Source organism: Hymenobacter terrenus (assembly GCF_000972495.1).
Taxonomy (GTDB): Bacteria; Bacteroidota; Bacteroidia; order Cytophagales; family Hymenobacteraceae; genus Hymenobacter; species Hymenobacter terrenus.
In genome coordinates, this window is the sequence record NZ_LATM01000008.1 from 38,795 (window position 1) to 56,463 (window position 17,669).

General features: G+C 56.1%; 13 protein-coding genes. 6 read left to right on the forward strand and 7 right to left on the reverse strand.

Annotated features, from left to right (window positions below; genetic code table 11):
- Positions 1-503: 503 nt before the first annotated feature.
- On the forward strand, positions 504-4,643 hold the full coding sequence (locus WX88_RS27575) for a T9SS type A sorting domain-containing protein (protein ID WP_156176091.1): 4,140 nt from the start codon (positions 504-506) through the stop codon (positions 4,641-4,643).
- Between the two features lie 318 nt (positions 4,644-4,961).
- On the opposite strand, the gene WX88_RS12315 is transcribed toward WX88_RS27575, so the two are convergent.
- Together WX88_RS12315 and WX88_RS12320 are read right to left on the reverse strand one after the other, a co-directional pair.
- Positions 4,962-5,858, reverse strand: coding sequence for an SDR family NAD(P)-dependent oxidoreductase (locus WX88_RS12315; RefSeq protein WP_046244695.1), 897 nt, complete (start codon positions 5,856-5,858; stop codon positions 4,962-4,964).
- A 178-nt stretch (positions 5,859-6,036) separates the two neighbouring features.
- Positions 6,037-6,402, reverse strand: coding sequence for a hypothetical protein (locus WX88_RS12320; protein WP_046244696.1), 366 nt, complete (start codon positions 6,400-6,402; stop codon positions 6,037-6,039).
- A gap of 642 nt (positions 6,403-7,044) precedes the next feature.
- Between WX88_RS12320 and WX88_RS12325 the strand changes: the two genes are divergently transcribed.
- From WX88_RS12325 to WX88_RS12335, 3 genes are all read left to right on the forward strand, one after another.
- On the forward strand, positions 7,045-7,296 hold the full coding sequence (locus WX88_RS12325; protein ID WP_046244697.1) for a hypothetical protein: 252 nt from the start codon (positions 7,045-7,047) through the stop codon (positions 7,294-7,296).
- On the forward strand, positions 7,287-8,312 hold the full coding sequence (locus tag WX88_RS12330) for a hypothetical protein (RefSeq protein WP_231590689.1): 1,026 nt from the start codon (positions 7,287-7,289) through the stop codon (positions 8,310-8,312). The genes WX88_RS12325 and WX88_RS12330 overlap by 10 nt, the downstream gene beginning before the upstream one ends.
- A gap of 94 nt (positions 8,313-8,406) precedes the next feature.
- Complete coding sequence (locus tag WX88_RS12335) at positions 8,407-10,323, forward strand: ABC-F family ATP-binding cassette domain-containing protein (protein WP_046244699.1); 1,917 nt, start codon at positions 8,407-8,409, stop codon at positions 10,321-10,323.
- Between the two features lie 87 nt (positions 10,324-10,410).
- Here WX88_RS12335 and WX88_RS12340 read toward each other — a convergent pair whose 3' ends face one another.
- The 5 genes from WX88_RS12340 to WX88_RS12360 form a co-directional block, all read right to left on the reverse strand.
- Entirely contained in the window at positions 10,411-11,295 is an 885-nt protein-coding gene (locus WX88_RS12340; protein WP_231590690.1) for a carboxypeptidase-like regulatory domain-containing protein, read from the reverse strand.
- 366 nt (positions 11,296-11,661) lie between these two features.
- A complete protein-coding gene (locus tag WX88_RS12345) occupies positions 11,662-12,513 on the reverse strand; it encodes a hypothetical protein (protein ID WP_046244701.1) in 852 nt (283 codons plus the stop codon).
- 153 nt (positions 12,514-12,666) lie between these two features.
- Positions 12,667-13,341 (reverse strand): hypothetical protein, encoded by a 675-nt coding sequence (locus WX88_RS12350; protein ID WP_197076768.1) that lies wholly within the window; start codon positions 13,339-13,341, stop codon positions 12,667-12,669.
- Between the two features lie 163 nt (positions 13,342-13,504).
- A complete protein-coding gene (locus tag WX88_RS12355; RefSeq protein ID WP_046244703.1) occupies positions 13,505-13,891 on the reverse strand; it encodes a DUF952 domain-containing protein in 387 nt (128 codons plus the stop codon).
- A gap of 48 nt (positions 13,892-13,939) precedes the next feature.
- Positions 13,940-14,329 carry a hypothetical protein gene (locus WX88_RS12360; RefSeq protein WP_046244704.1) on the reverse strand — a complete coding sequence of 130 codons (390 nt, stop codon included), beginning with the start codon at positions 14,327-14,329 and terminating at the stop codon, positions 13,940-13,942.
- A gap of 164 nt (positions 14,330-14,493) precedes the next feature.
- Between WX88_RS12360 and hppD the strand changes: the two genes are divergently transcribed.
- Together hppD and WX88_RS12370 are read left to right on the forward strand one after the other, a co-directional pair.
- Positions 14,494-15,627 (forward strand): 4-hydroxyphenylpyruvate dioxygenase, encoded by a 1,134-nt coding sequence (gene hppD, locus WX88_RS12365; protein ID WP_082116003.1) that lies wholly within the window; start codon positions 14,494-14,496, stop codon positions 15,625-15,627.
- A gap of 256 nt (positions 15,628-15,883) precedes the next feature.
- Positions 15,884-17,620 (forward strand): phospho-sugar mutase, encoded by a 1,737-nt coding sequence (locus tag WX88_RS12370; RefSeq protein ID WP_046244705.1) that lies wholly within the window; start codon positions 15,884-15,886, stop codon positions 17,618-17,620.
- Positions 17,621-17,669 lie beyond the last annotated feature (49 nt).

Consider the following 17,669-nt stretch of genomic DNA (forward strand, 5'->3'; position numbering starts at 1 on the left):
GGCTAAAACAATCTACAATACGGGTAGCAAGCGGGCATCTTAAGGCAGGCGAGGAACTACTGTAAGCGAGGCACGAGGGCCGCTGATACCGTAGAAAATCACGGGCTGAAGCTGATTCGGCGGACCAGGAGCCCTTGCTAAGGCGGAAGATTTCACTGTCGAAGAACTGCCCACCTCAGGGCGTGTTTAAGATGGGCACAAGCCAGAATTAATCATATTTATACCAGTCAACTTACCAGCTACTCGTAGCCTAGCTGCAAACGTCTTTACCCTAATTATACTAATAAATTATCAAAATATCAAAAAGTGATTATCCTCATGCTGTGCCTGCTCACTTGCTGATTTACGAGGTTTTTATATTGTTTAATTTGTATTATTCCGGAAAAATATCCAGTTTCAAATTTCATAAGCTATACTTGCACACTCATTTTCAACAACGTCCGCATGAACATCATTTGATCTGTATTTAATACCAATCAGTCCACACTAATTTACTTCCTTTCGTGAAACAACTCTTCCCTCACACCTGGTCATTGCTGACCCGGCCGATTTTTACTTGGTTGCTCAGTCCTTTGGTCCTGCTACTGGGCCAGCCGCACCAAGCCATGGCGCAGTTTCCCCGCGTCGAGTCGTTTAAAAACAGTACGGCTACGAGCTTCACCCTGGGTGGTGCGGCCACGCTGACGGCCAAGACCGGCGCCGACCCCAACGGTGCAGGCTATCTGAGGCTGACCTCGGCGGTCCTCAATCAGGCGGGCTTTGCCATCGACCAAGGCCAGTTTCCGGCGTCCAATGGCTTCAGCATCTCGTTTGAGTTCTTTGCCTATGGTGGCACCGGCGCCGATGGCTTTTCGGTGTTTCTAGTGGACGCAGCCCAAACCTCGGCGGCCACGTTTGTGCCGGGCGCTGATGGGGGCTCCCTGGGCTATGCGCAGAAAACGGTTACCCCTACCAGCAACGGCGTGCCATTTGGCTATATCGGCATTGGTATTGATGAGTTTGGCAACTATTCCAATGGCACGGAAGGCCGGTCTGGCGGTATTAATACGCCCGACAGAACGCCTAACGCGGTAGCCCTCCGCGGGTCCGGCAACGGCAATTCCGCGTCCGATTATCCTTATCTCACTGGCACCCCCACGCTGCCCTTTAGCCTTGACGTAGCCACCGTGCGCGCTCAATCGGGCTCGCCCGACTACCGCCGGGCCTACATCGACGTGGTACCAACCAGTGGCACTTATCGAATCACGGTCCGCATTCAGCACGGTTTTACCGTAGAAACGGCTATCCGAAACTTCGTCGTACCCCGGCCGCCCAACAACCTGCGCATTGGCTTTGCGGGCTCCACTGGTAACCAGACCAATGTGCACGAAATTCGCAACCTGGCCATTCGGCAAACGCCTTTCCTCGATGATGATGTAGCCAGTACGACCTACAATCAGCCGGTTTCGCTTAACGTCCTCAGCAACGATATCTTCTCCTACGCCAACTACTCGCCTGGCAGCGTCGACCTCGACCCCGACCAGGCCGGTATTCAATCGTCGCTGACGCTGCCCGGCCAGGGCAGGTTCGCAGTTACGTCGGCGGGAGTAGTCACCTTTATCCCCAGCGGCACATTCGCGGGGGTTATCACTATTCCGTACACGGCCAATGACGTGCTAGGTGAAACGGGCTCGCTGGCCAATATCACCCTCATTCTGCGCGGTGCCGATATTACCAACACGGTGAGCGGCCCCACGGCTGCGGCCCCCGGCAACCAGGTGCAGTACACGGTCACTACTTCCAACCTGGGCTCGCTGCCCGCCACCAATGTGATACCGACGCTGCAGTTGCCTGCTGGCCTGAGCGGCGTGGTGGTGAGCAATAGCGGGTCGTATGCCTCTGGTACCGGCCTCGTCACGTTCAGCCCCAGCGCCACCCTGGCGGCGGGCGGCGCCCCGGCCACGAACACGGTCAGTTTTATCGCCCCAGCCAGTGGGTCAGTAACAGGCACTACCGACAATACGGCCACCCAGCCCGACCCCGTGAGTGAGAATAACGTTTCCTCGGTGACGACCATTATCACTGGGCTGGCCAACGTGGCCAGCGTGTGCGCTACGCCGGGCAATGACGGCTTGGGCGTGCTGGGAGCCACTTCGGCACCCAACACCTACTTCCCAGGCGTGTCGACTACTACCAGCGGTGGAACTTCGAGCATCGTGCTGGGTCCGGCCCTGACCGGCGCAAGAGCAAGCAGCGCTCCCATCGCGGCCGGTGACCTGGTGCTGGTGATGCAGATGCAGGGTGCCGTGCTCAACACGGCCAACGACGCCAGCTACGGCAGCGGCGGCACCCAGGGCAAAGGCAACCTGACGGGCAGCGGCGACCAGTTTACGGCCGGCCTCTACGAGTACGCCATTGCCACCAATACCGTGGGCACTGGCGGCGGCACCCTCACGCTGAGCCGGGCGCTGGCTAACACGTATGATAACCTTGACTATAATGCGAGCAGCAACCCCACCGGGCAGCGGCGCTTTCAGGTAGTGCGCGTGCCCCAATACTCGACCCTGACCGTGGCCGACTCGGTAGCGGGCGCGGCCTGGAACGGCGCTACCGGCGGCGTGCTGGCGCTGGACGTAGCCGGGCGGACGATTTTCGCGCCCAATGCCCGACTGACCATGACGGGTCGGGGCTTCCGCGGAGGTGGAGGCAAGCGCTACACCGGCAACGCGGCCTACAGCAACACGGACTTTCGCCAATTGAGTAGCACCTCCCTGTCCGGCTCGGGCGGGGCCAAGGGCGAAGGCACGGCCGGTACGCCCGCTTACGTCAACAGCGATAATTACACCGCCACCATCAACACTGGTCAGGAAGGCTACCGCAATGGCAGCAACGGGCGCGGCGCACCTGGCAACGCGGGTGGCGGCGGCACCGACCTATCGCCGAACGACAACGCCCGCAATACCGGCGGCGGCGGCGGCGCCAATGGCGGCGAGGGTGGCTTCGGGGGCTACGGCAACAGCTACGTCGGCAACGTGACTGATAATGCTCAAGGCATCGGCGGAGCAGCCTTCGGGGCATCGGCGGGCCGGCTGACCATGGGCGGCGGCGGCGGCGCGGGCGTAACGGACAAGAACAACGGAGGTGTAGTGAACAGCGGAGGCAACAGCGGCGGCGGCATCATTATGCTCCGCACCGGGTCTGTACTGGGCATTGGGGCGATACGCACCAACGGCCTGGCCGGGGCCACGACTACCAATAATGGGGCCGGTGGCGGCGGGGCCGGTGGCACCGTGCTCCTGCTGGTGGGCAATAGCAGTACCCTCAGTTCCATCACGGTATCGGCCCGCGGCGGACGGGGCGGCCGTAGCAGCCTGACCGGGGCGGCCTACGGCCCTGGTGGGGGCGGCGGCGGCGGCGTGGTTCTCACCAATGGCGCTATCACGGCGGCCTCGTCGGTAGCCGGTGGCGCCAACGGCACCACGGGAGGAATTATCAATGCCTTCGGTGCTACGAACGGCACCGCCGGTACCATTCTCACCAACACCACAACCACCGGGTCGGGCAATGCCGACTGCCTACCGGCCCTTACCGTGGCGGTGAGCACCACCACCCCCAGAGTCACGCGCTCGGGCGGCACCAATGGCCCGGTCAATCCGGCCCTCTACACCATCAACGTCTCGAACACCGGCGGTACGGCTACGGGGGTCACCGTCCTGGGTAGCCTGCGCAACAACCTGTTTAAGTACGACGGCACCTTCCCGCCCACCGCGACGATGGTAATGCCCAACGGCACTACTACTACGCCCACTGGCTATGCCTTGCCCACTAATGGGGTCAGCCAGCCGGTTTTCACGGGCTTTACTATTCCATCCGGTGCCGCGCTCAAGCTCACCTTCCGGGCAACTATTGATGCCGCGGCGCAGAACGGCGTGCCTTACCCAGCCTCCGCGACGGTGAGCTACGACAACCCGCTGCGCACGTCCCTGCTCACGGCGACCGTGCAGCCCGGCGAAAACTACGCCGGTGGCATCGACACCAGCCTGGGCAGCGCCACCGGCAGCAACTATGCCGGCAGAACGGGCACGCCCGAAAACGTGACCATTCAGGCGCCGCTGCCAGTGGCCCTTGCTCGCTTCACGGCCGTGGCCGCGCACCCCAACGCGCAACTCCGCTGGCTAACCGCCAGTGAGCAAAACAACGACCAGTTCGTGGTAGAACGCAGTTTCGATGGCACGTTGTTTACCACCCTGGGCTCCGTGCGCGGGCAGCGGGAAAGCGCCAAGCCTACCGACTATGAGTTCGTCGATGCCAACGTTGCTCGTCTCGTTGCGCCGGGCAAACTCGTCTACTATCGCCTGCGCCAGGTCGACCTCGATGGCACGAGCACTTACTCGCCGGTGCGCACAATAGTGTTCGGCGCCAAAGGAGCCGTAACGCTCTACCCCAACCCAGCCGGGCAGTTGGCCACGCTCGACCTGAGCAGCCTGACCAACGAAGACTACGCCGTGCAGGTACTTGACCTGACCGGCCGGCAGGTGGCAGCCTACTCGCTGCCCGGCGCCGCTCAGCACCCGCTGGATCTGCAGCGCCTCGCGGCCGGCACCTACATGGTGCGCGTCCGCGGTGGCGCCGTGAACCAGTCGCTACTGCTGACGCGGGAATAGCGGCACCAACGAAAAATAAACAGAACGTCATGCTGAGAACGTATTTCTCGAATAGGCGCTAAGGATAAAAAGAGCCCCTGGGAATATTCCCAGAGGCTCTTTTTATTTACCTGACCGGGGCAGAGAGCAGGCCCCGCATCTGGAGTTGGTCTCCGGTTGGTGTACATGGCGCGGCTGGGGAACCTCACCCCCAGCCCTACCGGGTACGGCCCTGGTTCGCTTGATGCGCGAAGCCAAAAGAGAGGTGAGCCGGACGACTGCTACACCTTACTTAAAATTACTACCCTCACAGCGAACCTGTTTTTTCTGGCATTTGGTTTAGTGAGTCCATTCCAATGTTTTCTCCCAAAGCTCTTTCCGCAACGCGGCGTCTTGCGCTTGCGCGGCGAATGTGGCTGGCTTTTTCTGGTCGAAGTAGGCGCCGGTTACCTGCCGGAGGCCGGGGGCGGTAGCGAGGTAGTACGGGGCGTGGGCAGAGCTGCCAATGGGCTGAAACAGCTCATAAACCAGACCCGCATATTTGAAAAAAACCTGTTCCAGCCCTTTTACCTTGAGCACCGTCGTGTTGTATAAGCCGGGGCTGAACGCATTGACGGTGACCCCGGTGGGCTGCACGCGCTGCGCCATTTCCACGGTGAATAAGGCATTGGCCAGTTTGGTATTGCGGTAGCTGGCTCGGTGGCCAAAATCCAGGCCATAAGGTGTGCTTGCCAAATCGAAGTGGCCTTGCAGGTGCAGCCCCGTATTCACGGTCAGAATCCGGGCGTGGGCATTGGCGGAAAGCAGCCCCGTCAGCCCAGTAGACAGGATAAACGGGGCCAGGTAATTGACCATGAAATTGGTTTCGAAGCCATCCGCATTCAGTACTTTTTCCGTCATAAAAACGCCGGCATTGTTAATCAGTACCTGCAAGGCCGGCACCTCCCAGGTTATTTTTTCTACCAGCTCCCGGCAGCTTTTTATGGTCGATAAATCGCCTTGAATAGCGCGAACCTGCCGGTTGCCGGTGCGCGCGATGATTTCGTTCACCACCGCTTGCCCTTTAGCAGCATCGCGGGCAGTGATGACCACCGGATGGCCTTTAGCGGCGAATAAGGCGGCGGTGGCTTTACCGATGCCGCTGTTGCCCCCAGTAATTAAAACGGTTTCCTGCTCCATAATTTGCGCGTCAGACTTGTGCCTGGCAATGAGCCGGCCGTCGTGTCGGCGGGGCAAATGTGGGATGCGGCGGGCAAAAGAGGATGCCGCGACGCGGGCAACTTGTGGCAGCTCCCCTACTTTGCTCCCGGCGTGATGATCCTTGCTGCCACTGCTTTTCGTCGTAGGCGCGGCGCAACAAGGCCCGTTTCCCAAGTGGGAAGCGGGCCTTGTTGCATTGGTTGGACCAGCGCGGCTATGCAGCGGGCTTATCGGTTTTGGGCTTGCGCACGGGCTTCTTCCGCTCGCTCTGCCGGATGCCGCCGGCCAGTTCGTACTGCGAGCTGTCGGCGCCGTACTTGAATTTCACGCCACTCAGGGCCCGGGAGGACCAAGCGGCCAATTCCTTTTCCTGCTTTTTAAGCTGGTTGAGGAGGTCGTCGGCTGCGTTCAGGGCCTTGTTGTAGTCACTCAGCGTTTTGGCAGCGGCCGCGACGCGGGTGCTGCCTTCGGCAACTGAAATGGTTTCGCCCAGGTCCAGTTGCGGGTCGATGGCAGCCAGCCCATCCACGCGGAACTGGGCTTTGGTGATGGGGGCAGATTCTCGGGCTTTGTATGCCATATGATTGGTATAAATGAAGTTATTAGGAATTGCTTTCGCAATATAATACTATTCTATAGCTGCGCTAATTATCTGGCTTTTTTGTTTCATCAAAGCTTTTGATTGAGCCAACCAACTGATTTTCCGACCGTTCAGGCTATTTGCATCTACGAACAGATTGTTTTTATATCCAAACAGTTTGGTTACACATATGAATAGACTATTTGTATGTATAGTCAAGTTATTTGAATGTATAATTAAGCTATTTGCATTTGCAACCAAGCCATTTGTATAAGCATTTGGCTTCTATAAGAACCATGATATGCTGCGAGCGGAGAACCAACCAATATCAGGGTCTGAAACCCGGCTTGAGCCGCCCCGTGCCCAGCAGCGGCTGTGCCAGCAGTAGCTATGGCTGCTGACGCTGCCGGGTGAAGTTAGGCGACTCGACATGCTGGTGGAAGAACATAGCTATTCTCCGCATCTGGCCTTCACCACCACCGCGACGGGGCGTGTCGGGCGCTGCGGTAGGGGCTGGAGATGCTTCTTCAATAAATCATTCAACTATGATAAAAATTATCAAAACAACTTCATAGATTGCAATGTCGAATGCAGATATTGCTGGCGACGTTTTAAAATCATTTATACGACCACTTACAAAACATGATACTTAAACCTAAAACCCTCGATGTAGAAGAATTTACGACTTCTAGCTTTATCAATAACAGACAACTATTATCTGTATTAGATGACACTAATGAGTTCAAAGCAACGCTTGTTAAACTGTTCGATATAAACGACAGCAACGCAAATCAAGTACTAAAGATTGGCAACGCTGAAAAATTATTACAAGACATCAGCGAATTAGATTCCCAATGCATCAAAATTGACATTGATACAAAAATGTGCAATTAGTCAAGATGCTTGAGGAGGAAAAAGCTATTTTTGAAATTCTTGAGCTAACTAATAACTTTATCATATCAAAAACCAAATCTGATATACTACTTGCAGAGACTCGGTATGCAGCAAAATCTGACCTTTTAGAGTTATACAATCTTAGCAAATTTGCAAACTACTGCCGAGATAATGATTATAATACTCTTATTAACGACATAAATACTTATTTGAAAAGCAAGAACTCTTCAAATACAGAAGAAAGGAAGATTAGACTTATTTTCTTGAAGAGCGATGAAAGATTTTATCTTCGGGCCATGACATCGACGTCAATATCAAGTCAAGGCTACAGAGATTTTGGCATCAACTTTTCGATTTTTATCGCATTGGCTTCACTAGGCCAGTACGTAGAAAAAAATAATAATGAGTTATTCATCAATAATTACCGTATTGATGATTCAACCATATATCTTTCATTTGCAATGAAAGACAGTGTAAAAATCAATTCAAAATTGAGTTTGTCATTTAACCTTATTCTTGAAAATGATGAAGTTAAAAGAAATGCCGTTTCCTTCAACGGAGTTTTCAAACTCAAATTTGAGGAAAAGGATAAAACCAGTGAAATACTTCTCAAACCGAGAGGGCTAAAAAGGCAGGATTCAATGCATCCTACAGATTTGCTATCCTTTCAGCATAAGGGAAGCGTTGAAAACGTTTTTGAAAGGATAAAGGAATTGCCCGAACTCATTGAATTCTTTATCAAACAAGTAAGTAATGATGCCAATAAAATCTCTGCTATTGAAAATCCAGACGATGTTAAGAAATTAATTTTACACAAAGTTAAATTTTCAAAAAAACCAGAATTCCAAGCCTATAAGGAACCTATTCGAAAAAAGCTAACAAGCATCAACGTAGATAACACATTCAAACTATTCGAATTATTACGCGAAGTAGAAGAAATTTTTGAACATGATGATGTCGTGTCAAAAGATTTTTGGAGAACTAAGCTTTACGAATCACTAATCGAAAAACAATAGGAATCTGCTCTTGGCGCGAGTTGAGATAAAACCCAATTCGCGCTAAGAGTATTTTCTTCTACCCAACCCCGCCCCCGCCGTACCTTTGCGGCCTATGAACCTGTTATCCGCCGAGAACATCTCGAAGAATTACGCTGACCGCTGGCTGTTTAAAGACCTCAATTTTGGCCTGCAACAAGGGCAGCGCGTGGCCTTTGTGGGCATCAATGGCACCGGCAAAACCACGCTCATGCGCGTGCTGGCCGGCCTCGAACAGCCCGATACCGGCCTGGTGAGCACCCGCAAGGGCATCCGCGTGACCTACCTGGGCCAGCAGCCCGTGTTCGACGAAAGCCTAAACGTGGAGGAAACCATCTTCGCCAGCCAGAACGACACGCTCAAAGCCATCAAGGAGTACGAGCACGTCATCAACGACCCCAACCACAAGCCCGACGACCTCCAGCGCGTGCTCGAACGCATGGATTCCCTCAACGCCTGGGACTACGAGGCGCAGGTGCAGCAGATTCTGGGTCGCCTGGGCATCCTCGGCGAGCTGCTGACCCGCAACGTGAGCCAGCTTTCGGGCGGGCAGCGCAAGCGCGTGGCCCTGGCCCGCGTCCTCATCGAAGAGCCCGACGTGCTGCTCCTTGACGAGCCCACCAACCACCTGGACCTGGCCACCATCGAGTGGCTCGAAAACCGGCTGTCGTCCCCCACCCTCACGCTGCTGATGGTAACCCACGACCGGTACTTCCTCGACAAAGTAGCCAATGAAATCGTGGAGCTCGACAAGGGGCAGATGTACCGCTACCAGGGCAACTACGCCTATTTCGTGGAGAAAAAAGCCGACCGCGAAATGCGCGAAGCCACCGAAGTAGAGAAGGCCCGCAACCTCTTCCGCAAGGAACTGGAGTGGATGCGCCGCATGCCCCAGGCCCGCGGCACCAAGCAAAAAGCCCGCATCGACGCCTTCTACGTGACCAAGGAAAAGGCCAGCACCAACCTGAGTAAGCAGCAGATTGAGTTGAGCGTGAAAACCACCCGCCAGGGCGGTAAAATCATCGAAGCCAGCCATTTGAACAAGCGCTTCGGCGACAACGTGGTGCTCGACGACTTCAGCTACGTCTTCAAGAAAAAGGACCGCATCGGCCTCGTGGGGCCCAACGGCGCGGGCAAGTCCACGCTGCTGAATATGCTCACCGGCAAAATGCAGCCCGACTCCGGCACCATCGACGTGGGCCTGACCACGGTATTCGGCTACTACACCCAGACCGAGCTGGAATTTGACCCCGAGCAGCGCGTCATCGACATCGTGAAGGAAGTGGCCGAAGTGGTAGAGCTGGCCAACGGCGACGTGCTCACGGCCAGCCAGTTCCTCAACCTGTTCCTCTTCCCGCCGGCCCAGCAGTACACGTTGGTGAGCAAGCTGAGCGGCGGCGAAAAGCGGCGCTTGCAGCTCCTGCGCGTGCTCATCAAAAACCCCAACTTCCTGATTCTTGACGAGCCCACCAACGACCTGGACCTGGCCACGCTCAACATCCTGGAAGACTTCCTGCTTCATTTCACCGGCTGCCTGCTCATCGTCAGCCACGACCGGTACTTCCTCGACCACCTCGCCGAGCACCTCTTCGTGCTCGAACCCGGCGGGGCCGTCCTGAACTTCCCCGGCAACTACACCGACTACCGCGAATACCTCGCCGAGCGCGAAACCGAAGCGGCCATTGAAGCTGAGGAAAAGGCCGCCAAAGCTGCCCGCGCCGCCGCCAAGCTGGCCGCCCCTGCGCCCGTGAGCACGGCCGTGGCTGCATCACCCCAAAAGCGCCGCGCCACCTTCGCCGAGAAAAAAGAGTATGAGCAGCTCGAAAAAGCCATGGCTACGCTCGAAACCGAGAAGCAGGAAATCACCGCCAAGCTGAATGGCGGCAGCGGCAGTCCGCAGGATTTTGCCGCCTGGGGCGCCCGCCTGCAAGCCATTGAAAAGGAGCTGGAGGAGAAGGAAGAAAGGTGGATGGAGCTGGCTGAGTTGGGGTAGAGAACTCCCCTAGGCAACTTAAAAACCAGGCAGCTGCGATTGTATCGTAGCAGCCTGGTTTTATTATATCTTAGTAGCGTAGTTTCCTCATTTAACGGAGTTAACCTCTACTCTTACCAACGCATTATACCTGCGATTATCAGCGGTCAGCGGCAATAGATTCCACCCTTTTCCTAAAGTATAGCCCCACATGTTGCTTTTCTTAAGCTCAAATGAGGGCCACATAATCTGACCTGACGGCATGTATCTGTCCATATCTGGCTGGGGAGCCGCATCATCTGCATTTCCAAACTCCACCGCTATAAAATACCCCTCTTTTGGGGCAACGATATTGTAGCTGCTCAAGTCCCTGGTGTACCAGCCGTCTTCTTCGGGGACCGTGCGGAAAACGCCCTCATTGAACAAGCTGATATTGGGAGAATGTCTAGGACCGTCGGCTCCGTAAATACGGACCCGAAACGCTTTTCTCGGAAATCCATTCTTACCAATATAGAACGACACCGTACGGAATTTGCCCAGGGGCTCTTGCTTCTTATTTTTGATGAAGAAAGCGTATTGAGTTCCCGGTAACCCGGTAATTATTTCGTTTTGGGCTGCTCGCGTTGCATCGCTTCGAGATGGTGTATAAGGTACAATCGGACACTGCGGTATTCCAATTAGCAGCTTTGGCCTCAATTCAATGTGCATATCTTCTACCTTGCCGCGCTCAATGAATACGGCATAACGGCGGTAACCCAAAGTCACTAAGACCAAGGAGTCCTGCTTGAACTTATCCAAACCAGCTAATTGAAAATACCCTTTTTCATTAGTAAGGGTCCCTGTTCCCGATTCGATTAGCAGAATGGAAGCGAAAGGGATAGGCTGCTTGGTTTGAGCATCTACCACGCGCCCGGTGATGCGGCTTTCCTGCGCCTGGCCAATTACTGGCAATAATATCAGCAGCCATAAGGCAGAAAACAGGAAGCGTTTCATCATAAGTCAAATAACGGCTACAATCTTTACTGGTAATCACCGCATTTATAATTTCCAAACAACAGCGACCACACATTCGCTGGGTACAGGCCGCCCATATTATCCGGTCGCTTGAGGCGCATCTGCAAGCTCTTGAAAAGGAATTGCTAATTTGGGGTAGTGCGAAGAACAAACTCCCCTCCTTACCAAGGAGGGGATGTTTGAGCCAACGGCTCGGACGGGGGTGGTTGGAGTCGTTGAACGACTGGCGGATGAGTCATCTAGGCATTGTTCGCCTATCGTTCAACGACCCCAACCACCCCCGTTTTTGCTTCGCAAAAACTCCCCTCCTTACCAAGGAGGGAAGTTTTTGTTTCATTATCTCGGCTACTTCCGCCTCCGCACCTGCACAAATTCCAGCGGCACCGTGGTACTGTCTACCGGAGCCTTTATTACCAGTCCATCGGCCGCGTCGTAGCGGGGAAAGTAGAGGTAGCCGCGCACCTCCTGGCCGGGCTCCAGGGTTACTTTGCGCAGGGCATATTCCTGGAGGTTGGCGGCGCGCTGCTGCATGACCTCGGCGGCCGCGGCGTGCTCGACTTTGGTAGCGGCCGAAATGAAGCTGTACGTCACGGCCGCATCGCGTAGGGAAGTCCGGGTTTGGTACTGCGCCACCGTTTCACGCTTGCCAATGCTGGCCACATCCGTCGCGATGCTGGCCACCCCCAACGCTATTCCAAACCAGTCGATGCGGGCGGCTTTGGCTGCTTCCTTGTCGGCAGTAGCGCGCAGGCTTGCAATTTCAGGTTCGGGGTCGAAGGCTGCGATGGGCCGGGATGGCAGCGCGGGCAGGGGCAATGACATGCTGGCGGCCGCAACGGCGGCCGTTACTTCGGCACCCGGGAGGGGCTTGGGACGCTTCACTTTTTGGCCGGCCAGGGGTGCCGGGGCCGGCAGGCGGGTGGCCTGGTACTGAAACGCAGCCGGGGCTACCACCAGGGAATGGTGGGTCGGGTTGCGGTATTCCGCCTCGAACACTATCCGAGTGGGCTCGTAGCACACAAAGCTCAGGCGTACTTCCACGCTGTCGGCCGTAGCTAGGGCCTGCTCGCGCCCTTCAACGAAGAGACCAGTGGAGCGGGCCGGCTTCATGCCCAACTGATACGTGGGGGCGCAAGCGGTGGTGGCTAATCCAACCAAGGCCAACAACTGCAGACGGCGAAAGTATAAAGACAACATAAACCGGTATTGAAAGGGAATTCGCTATTCGCTTCTGGCAGGTAGATGATGCCAGTTGAGCCGAGGTTGCATGGCCCACCAAATTTTTTTTTGCAATATCCGTACTCGCGCTGGCTTGGCGAATTGCCCCTACTCCCATGCCCCAGACGGGCGCTAGTGTACCGTCCGAATCTGAATGAAGTCGAGTGTGGTACCTCCAGCCATGCCAGGAGCCGATATCCGAATCAGGTCCGCCTTATCGACCCGTGGGAATGCCACGTAACCACGTAGGCGCTGGCCCGGCTCGACGGTGTTGTGGCGCAGGGCACCGGAGCGCAGCTCTTCCAATTGGGCCCGATGTTGGTCGGCCGCAGCAGCGGCTTCCAAGCGCTGCTGCGTGAAGTAGTCATTCTCTTCTTTTTGCTTGGTTTCGCGGGCGCGTTCCTGCTCCTTGGTTTCCTTCTTTTTTAGCGAAGCGAGGTCGTCCACTACGTGGCTCAGGCTCGTCAGCACTTCGTTGGTCCCGACGTGGGTGGCCGCGGCAGACTCTTCGGCCACGCGGCTGGCTAACTCCTGAATCTGCACTTCGGGGTCGAAGGCCGTCATTCGGCCGGGCATGTACGGTGTGGCCACCGTAGACGCTACCGGCTGGGTAACCAGCGGCTGGATGTAAAAATCAGTTGGCCCCACGCTCAATGCCCGGCTGGTATTGTTACGGAAGTCCACATCAAACACCATTTTACTCATCTCGTAGCGCACGAAACTGATGCGTACATCCACGCTGTCGTGTTGCTGGCGGGCCGTTTCGGAGCCATCAGCCCATAAGCCGGAGCCTTTGCTGGGGCGCATGGTCAACATGTAAGTAGGGCCACAAGCAGTTAGTGCCGCAGCCATTGTCATTGCCGCCAGTGTAGAGAAAAGAAGACGCATATTGTAAAACGAGGAATAAAGGTGAATGTAGGAGGGGGAGCCTTTTTAGCATGCCGTAGTTGCATCCTCCACCTTATTCTTTCTAAAATCGCAGTTCCACAGGCAGATAAAATTGCCCGGAGGCGTCGGGGTCGAACGGCCACACGCGGCACATCACCGCTAGCGGCACCGGCCCGAAGACGTGGGCAAAATGCTGTTGGCGACTGGACACCCATTCGCGCTCCACGCGCACGCCAGCTGCGGCCAGAGCGGCTTCGTCCCACTCCAGCAAAACCAAATCGGCCCGCCCGGCATAGTACCGGCGGGCCGTTTCAAGTATCTGGTACTGTTCCGAGGAATGAATAAATCCCTCAACCGCCAGGTCGGCACTGGCAAAAAACCCTGTTTGCTGAGCCTGTTGCCAATCGGCGGCTTCGGCAATGCGATAGAGAAATGCTGAAGGTTGAGGGTTGAATTTAGAATCCTCCATTGCGGTCGTTTATAACTTCAGCCCTCAACCTTTCGCATTCAACCCTTCTTATACCGCTTTCCACAGCTCCTGCTGCACCTGCTTGCCGACGGTGAGCATAATGCGCACAGGATTGGGAACTAGCGTGATGCGGGCCTCTTTGCCGGGGTATTTCTCCGAATCGACCCAGACGCCTTCTTTGGGCGAGGGGGTAGAGCCGGGAGTGCTGGGCAGGTAGGCGGTGGGCAGCAGCACATCGGTGTCCGATTTCAAGTCCGTGTGTACCTTGTCGAGCGCCGTTTCGAGGTAGTCGCCGTACTCCTCGTTGAAGTCGTCTTCCAGGTCGTGCAGAGCCTCTTCTACGTCGTCGTAGCGGGCATCGTCGTAGGTGAGGGTGTGCAGTTCGGCTTTCTTTTCAATCAGGGCCACAAGGGCGCGGTTCAGTTCTTCGATATTCATGGGGCGCTAAGGCGAATGATTGGGCACAAAAATGGGAATGAATTGTCAAACGCGCGCGGTCGGCAGACTCAGCAGTTGGCGGCGACACCCGAAATGAGCCCGGAACCGACGAAACCTGTATTTTTACCCCAGTTATCCCCACCCTTATTTTCCCCTTCCCGCCCATGCAAACCATGACCTCGCCCGAAGTGCTGGCCCAACCCGCCCAGGACTTCCTCCCCCTGAAAGGCACCGACTACGTTGAATTTTACGTCGGCAACGCCAAGCAGTCGGCCTACTACTACCAAGCTGCCTTCGGCTACGAGCTGGTGGCCTATGCCGGGCCCGAAACCGGCCTGCGCGACCGGGCCAGCTACGTGTTGCAGCAGGGCAAGATTCGCCTCGTGCTCACCACCTCCCTCCTGCCCGACTCCGACATTACGCGGCACGTGGCCCAGCACGGCGACGGCGTGAAGGTGATGGCCCTGTGGGTAGACGACGCCCGCCAGTCGTACGAGGAAACCACCAAGCGCGGTGCCAAATCGGCCTTTGAGCCCTACACCATTGAGGATGAGCACGGCTCCGTGACGCTGGCCGGCATCTACACCTACGGCGAGACCATTCATACCTTCGTGGAGCGCACCAACTACCACGGCCCGTTCATGCCCGGTTTCGTGGCCCGCAGCAGCGGCATCCCGCAGGGCGCGCCGGTGGGGCTGTTGCACGTCGACCACTGCGTGGGCAACGTGAGCTGGGGCGAAATGAACCAGTGGATTAAGTTTTACGAGGACGTCATGGGCTTCAAGCTGCTGATTACGTTCGACGACGAGGACATCAGCACCGAGTATTCGGCCCTCATGTCGAAGGTGGTTTCTAACGGCAATGGCTACGTAAAATTCCCCATCAACGAGCCGGCCGAAGGCAAGAAAAAGTCGCAGATTGAAGAGTACCTCGACTATTACCACTCGCCCGGTGTGCAGCACATTGCCATCGCCACCAACGACATCCGCGCCACCGTTACGGAATTGCGTCGGCGCGGCGTGGAGTTCCTCACCGTACCCGGCACCTACTACGACGACTTGCTCGACCGCATCGGCGCCATCGACGAGGACCTGCAATCCCTCAAAGACCTGAACCTGCTCGTGGACCGCGATGAGGAAGGCTACCTGCTCCAGATTTTCACCAAGCCTGTGGAAGACCGGCCCACCGTGTTCTACGAAATCATTCAGCGCAAAGGCGCCAAGAGCTTCGGTAAAGGCAACTTCAAAGCCTTGTTCGAAAGCATCGAGCGCGAGCAGGCGTTGCGCGGCAATTTGTAATTGTTGGCCTGTCAGGACGAGACCAACGCAGTGGCGTGTGGCTCCCGAATGGTGGTAACGCACGCTTAAATCAACAGCAAAAAGCCCTGACTCATCCAGAGCCAGGGCTTTTTCACATCTACATAGAGTTAATCCTGTAAAAACCGGCTGAATTAGCTGCGGCAAACTTCGGGTGCGCAAGCACTGGCTGCGCGATGACACAAAAACGCTTTTCTTTACGGCCATTCTTCAGCTCACCTGAAACCTTTCTTTCTCCATGCCCCTCGCTCCCGAAATCCAAAACACCATCAACACCTGGCTCACGCCCGAGTATGACGCTCAAACTCAGACTGCCATTCGCGAACTGGTGGCCAGTGGCCAGGACGACGCCCTGACCGATGCCTTCTACCGCACCCTCGAATTTGGGACGGGTGGCCTGCGCGGCATTATGGGTCCGGGCTCGAACCGCATGAACCGCTACACGCTGGGCATGGCTACGCAGGGCTTGTGTAATTATTTAATACAGAGCTTTCCGGGCCAGCAGATTAAAGTTGCTATTGCCCACGACAGCCGCAACAACAGCACCGAATTCGCGCAAATAGCGGCCGGTATTTTCTCGGCCAATGGCATCATTGTCTATTTATTTGAGGCGCTGCGCCCAACGCCCGAATTGTCATTTGCCATTCGCCAACTGGAGTGTCAGAGTGGCTGTGTTATAACGGCTTCGCACAACCCTAAGGAGTACAACGGCTACAAAGTCTATTGGAATGACGGCTCGCAAGTAGTAGCGCCGCATGATAAAAACATTATTGTCGAAGTGAATAAAATTACCAGCGTAAGCGAGGTAAAATTCGCGGCTGATAATTCGAGAATAATTAGCATTGGCGCCGATATCGACGCGCTGTATTTCGCGCAGGCCCGAAAGTTGAGCATCGACCCGGCCGCCATTCAGCGCCAGCACGATTTGAACATCGTGTACACGCCCATTCACGGCTCGGGCATCACGCTGGTACCGGGCTTGCTGCGTGAGTTTGGATTTACCAACGTGAATGTGGTGGAGACGCAGGCCGTGCCCGATGGTAATTTCCCCACCGTGCAGTCGCCCAACCCCGAGGAGAAAAGCGCCATGCAGCTGGCCCTCGACCAAGCTAAAGCCACGAATGCTGACATCGTACTGGCCACTGACCCCGATGCTGACCGCGTGGGCGTGGGCGTGAAGAATGATAAAGGTGAATGGGTGCTGCTCAACGGCAACCAAACCGCCGCCCTGCTCACGTACTACCTGCTTTCGGCCCGCCACCGTGCCGGCCAGACTACTAGCCGGGACTACATCGTGTACACCATCGTGACGAGCGAAATCCTGGGCGACATTGCCCGCAACCACGCCGTGAAGAGCTACCAGACGCTCACCGGCTTCAAGTACATCGCCGGCCTCATCCGCGACCTGGAGGGGAAGGAAGTTTATATCGGTGGCGGCGAGGAAAGCTACGGCTTCCTCATCGGTGACTTCGTGCGCGACAAGGACGCTGTTTCGGCCTGCGCGCTGGTAGCCGAAATGGCCGCCGTGGCCAAAGACCAGGGCCGCACGCTCTACGAAGAAATGGTGCGGATGTACGCCCACTACGGCCTCTACGTGGAAGACCTGATTTCGCTCACCAAAAAAGGCCAGCGTGGCGCCGAGGAAATCCAGGAAATGATGGCCGAGCTGCGCGCCAACCCGCCCGCCACCATTGCCGGCTTGAAAGTGGTAGAAATTCGGGACTACAAAACCGGCCGCATCCACAACCTGCACTCGGGTGTGGAAACCGAAACCGGCCTGGAAAGCTCCAACGTGCTCCAGTTCATCACCGAAGACGGCAGCAAAATATCGGCCCGGCCCAGCGGCACCGAACCCAAAATCAAATTCTATTTCAGCGTGAAGCAGCCCTTGAAATCGGTGGTAGATTTTGATCTGGCACAGCGGTTGGGCCACGAGAAAATAGCGGCCATAATTGCGGACATGAAGCTGCAATAGCGCGCAGAGGGTTGCAAAGGTGAAAAGGCAAGTCCCGCAACGTTTGGCA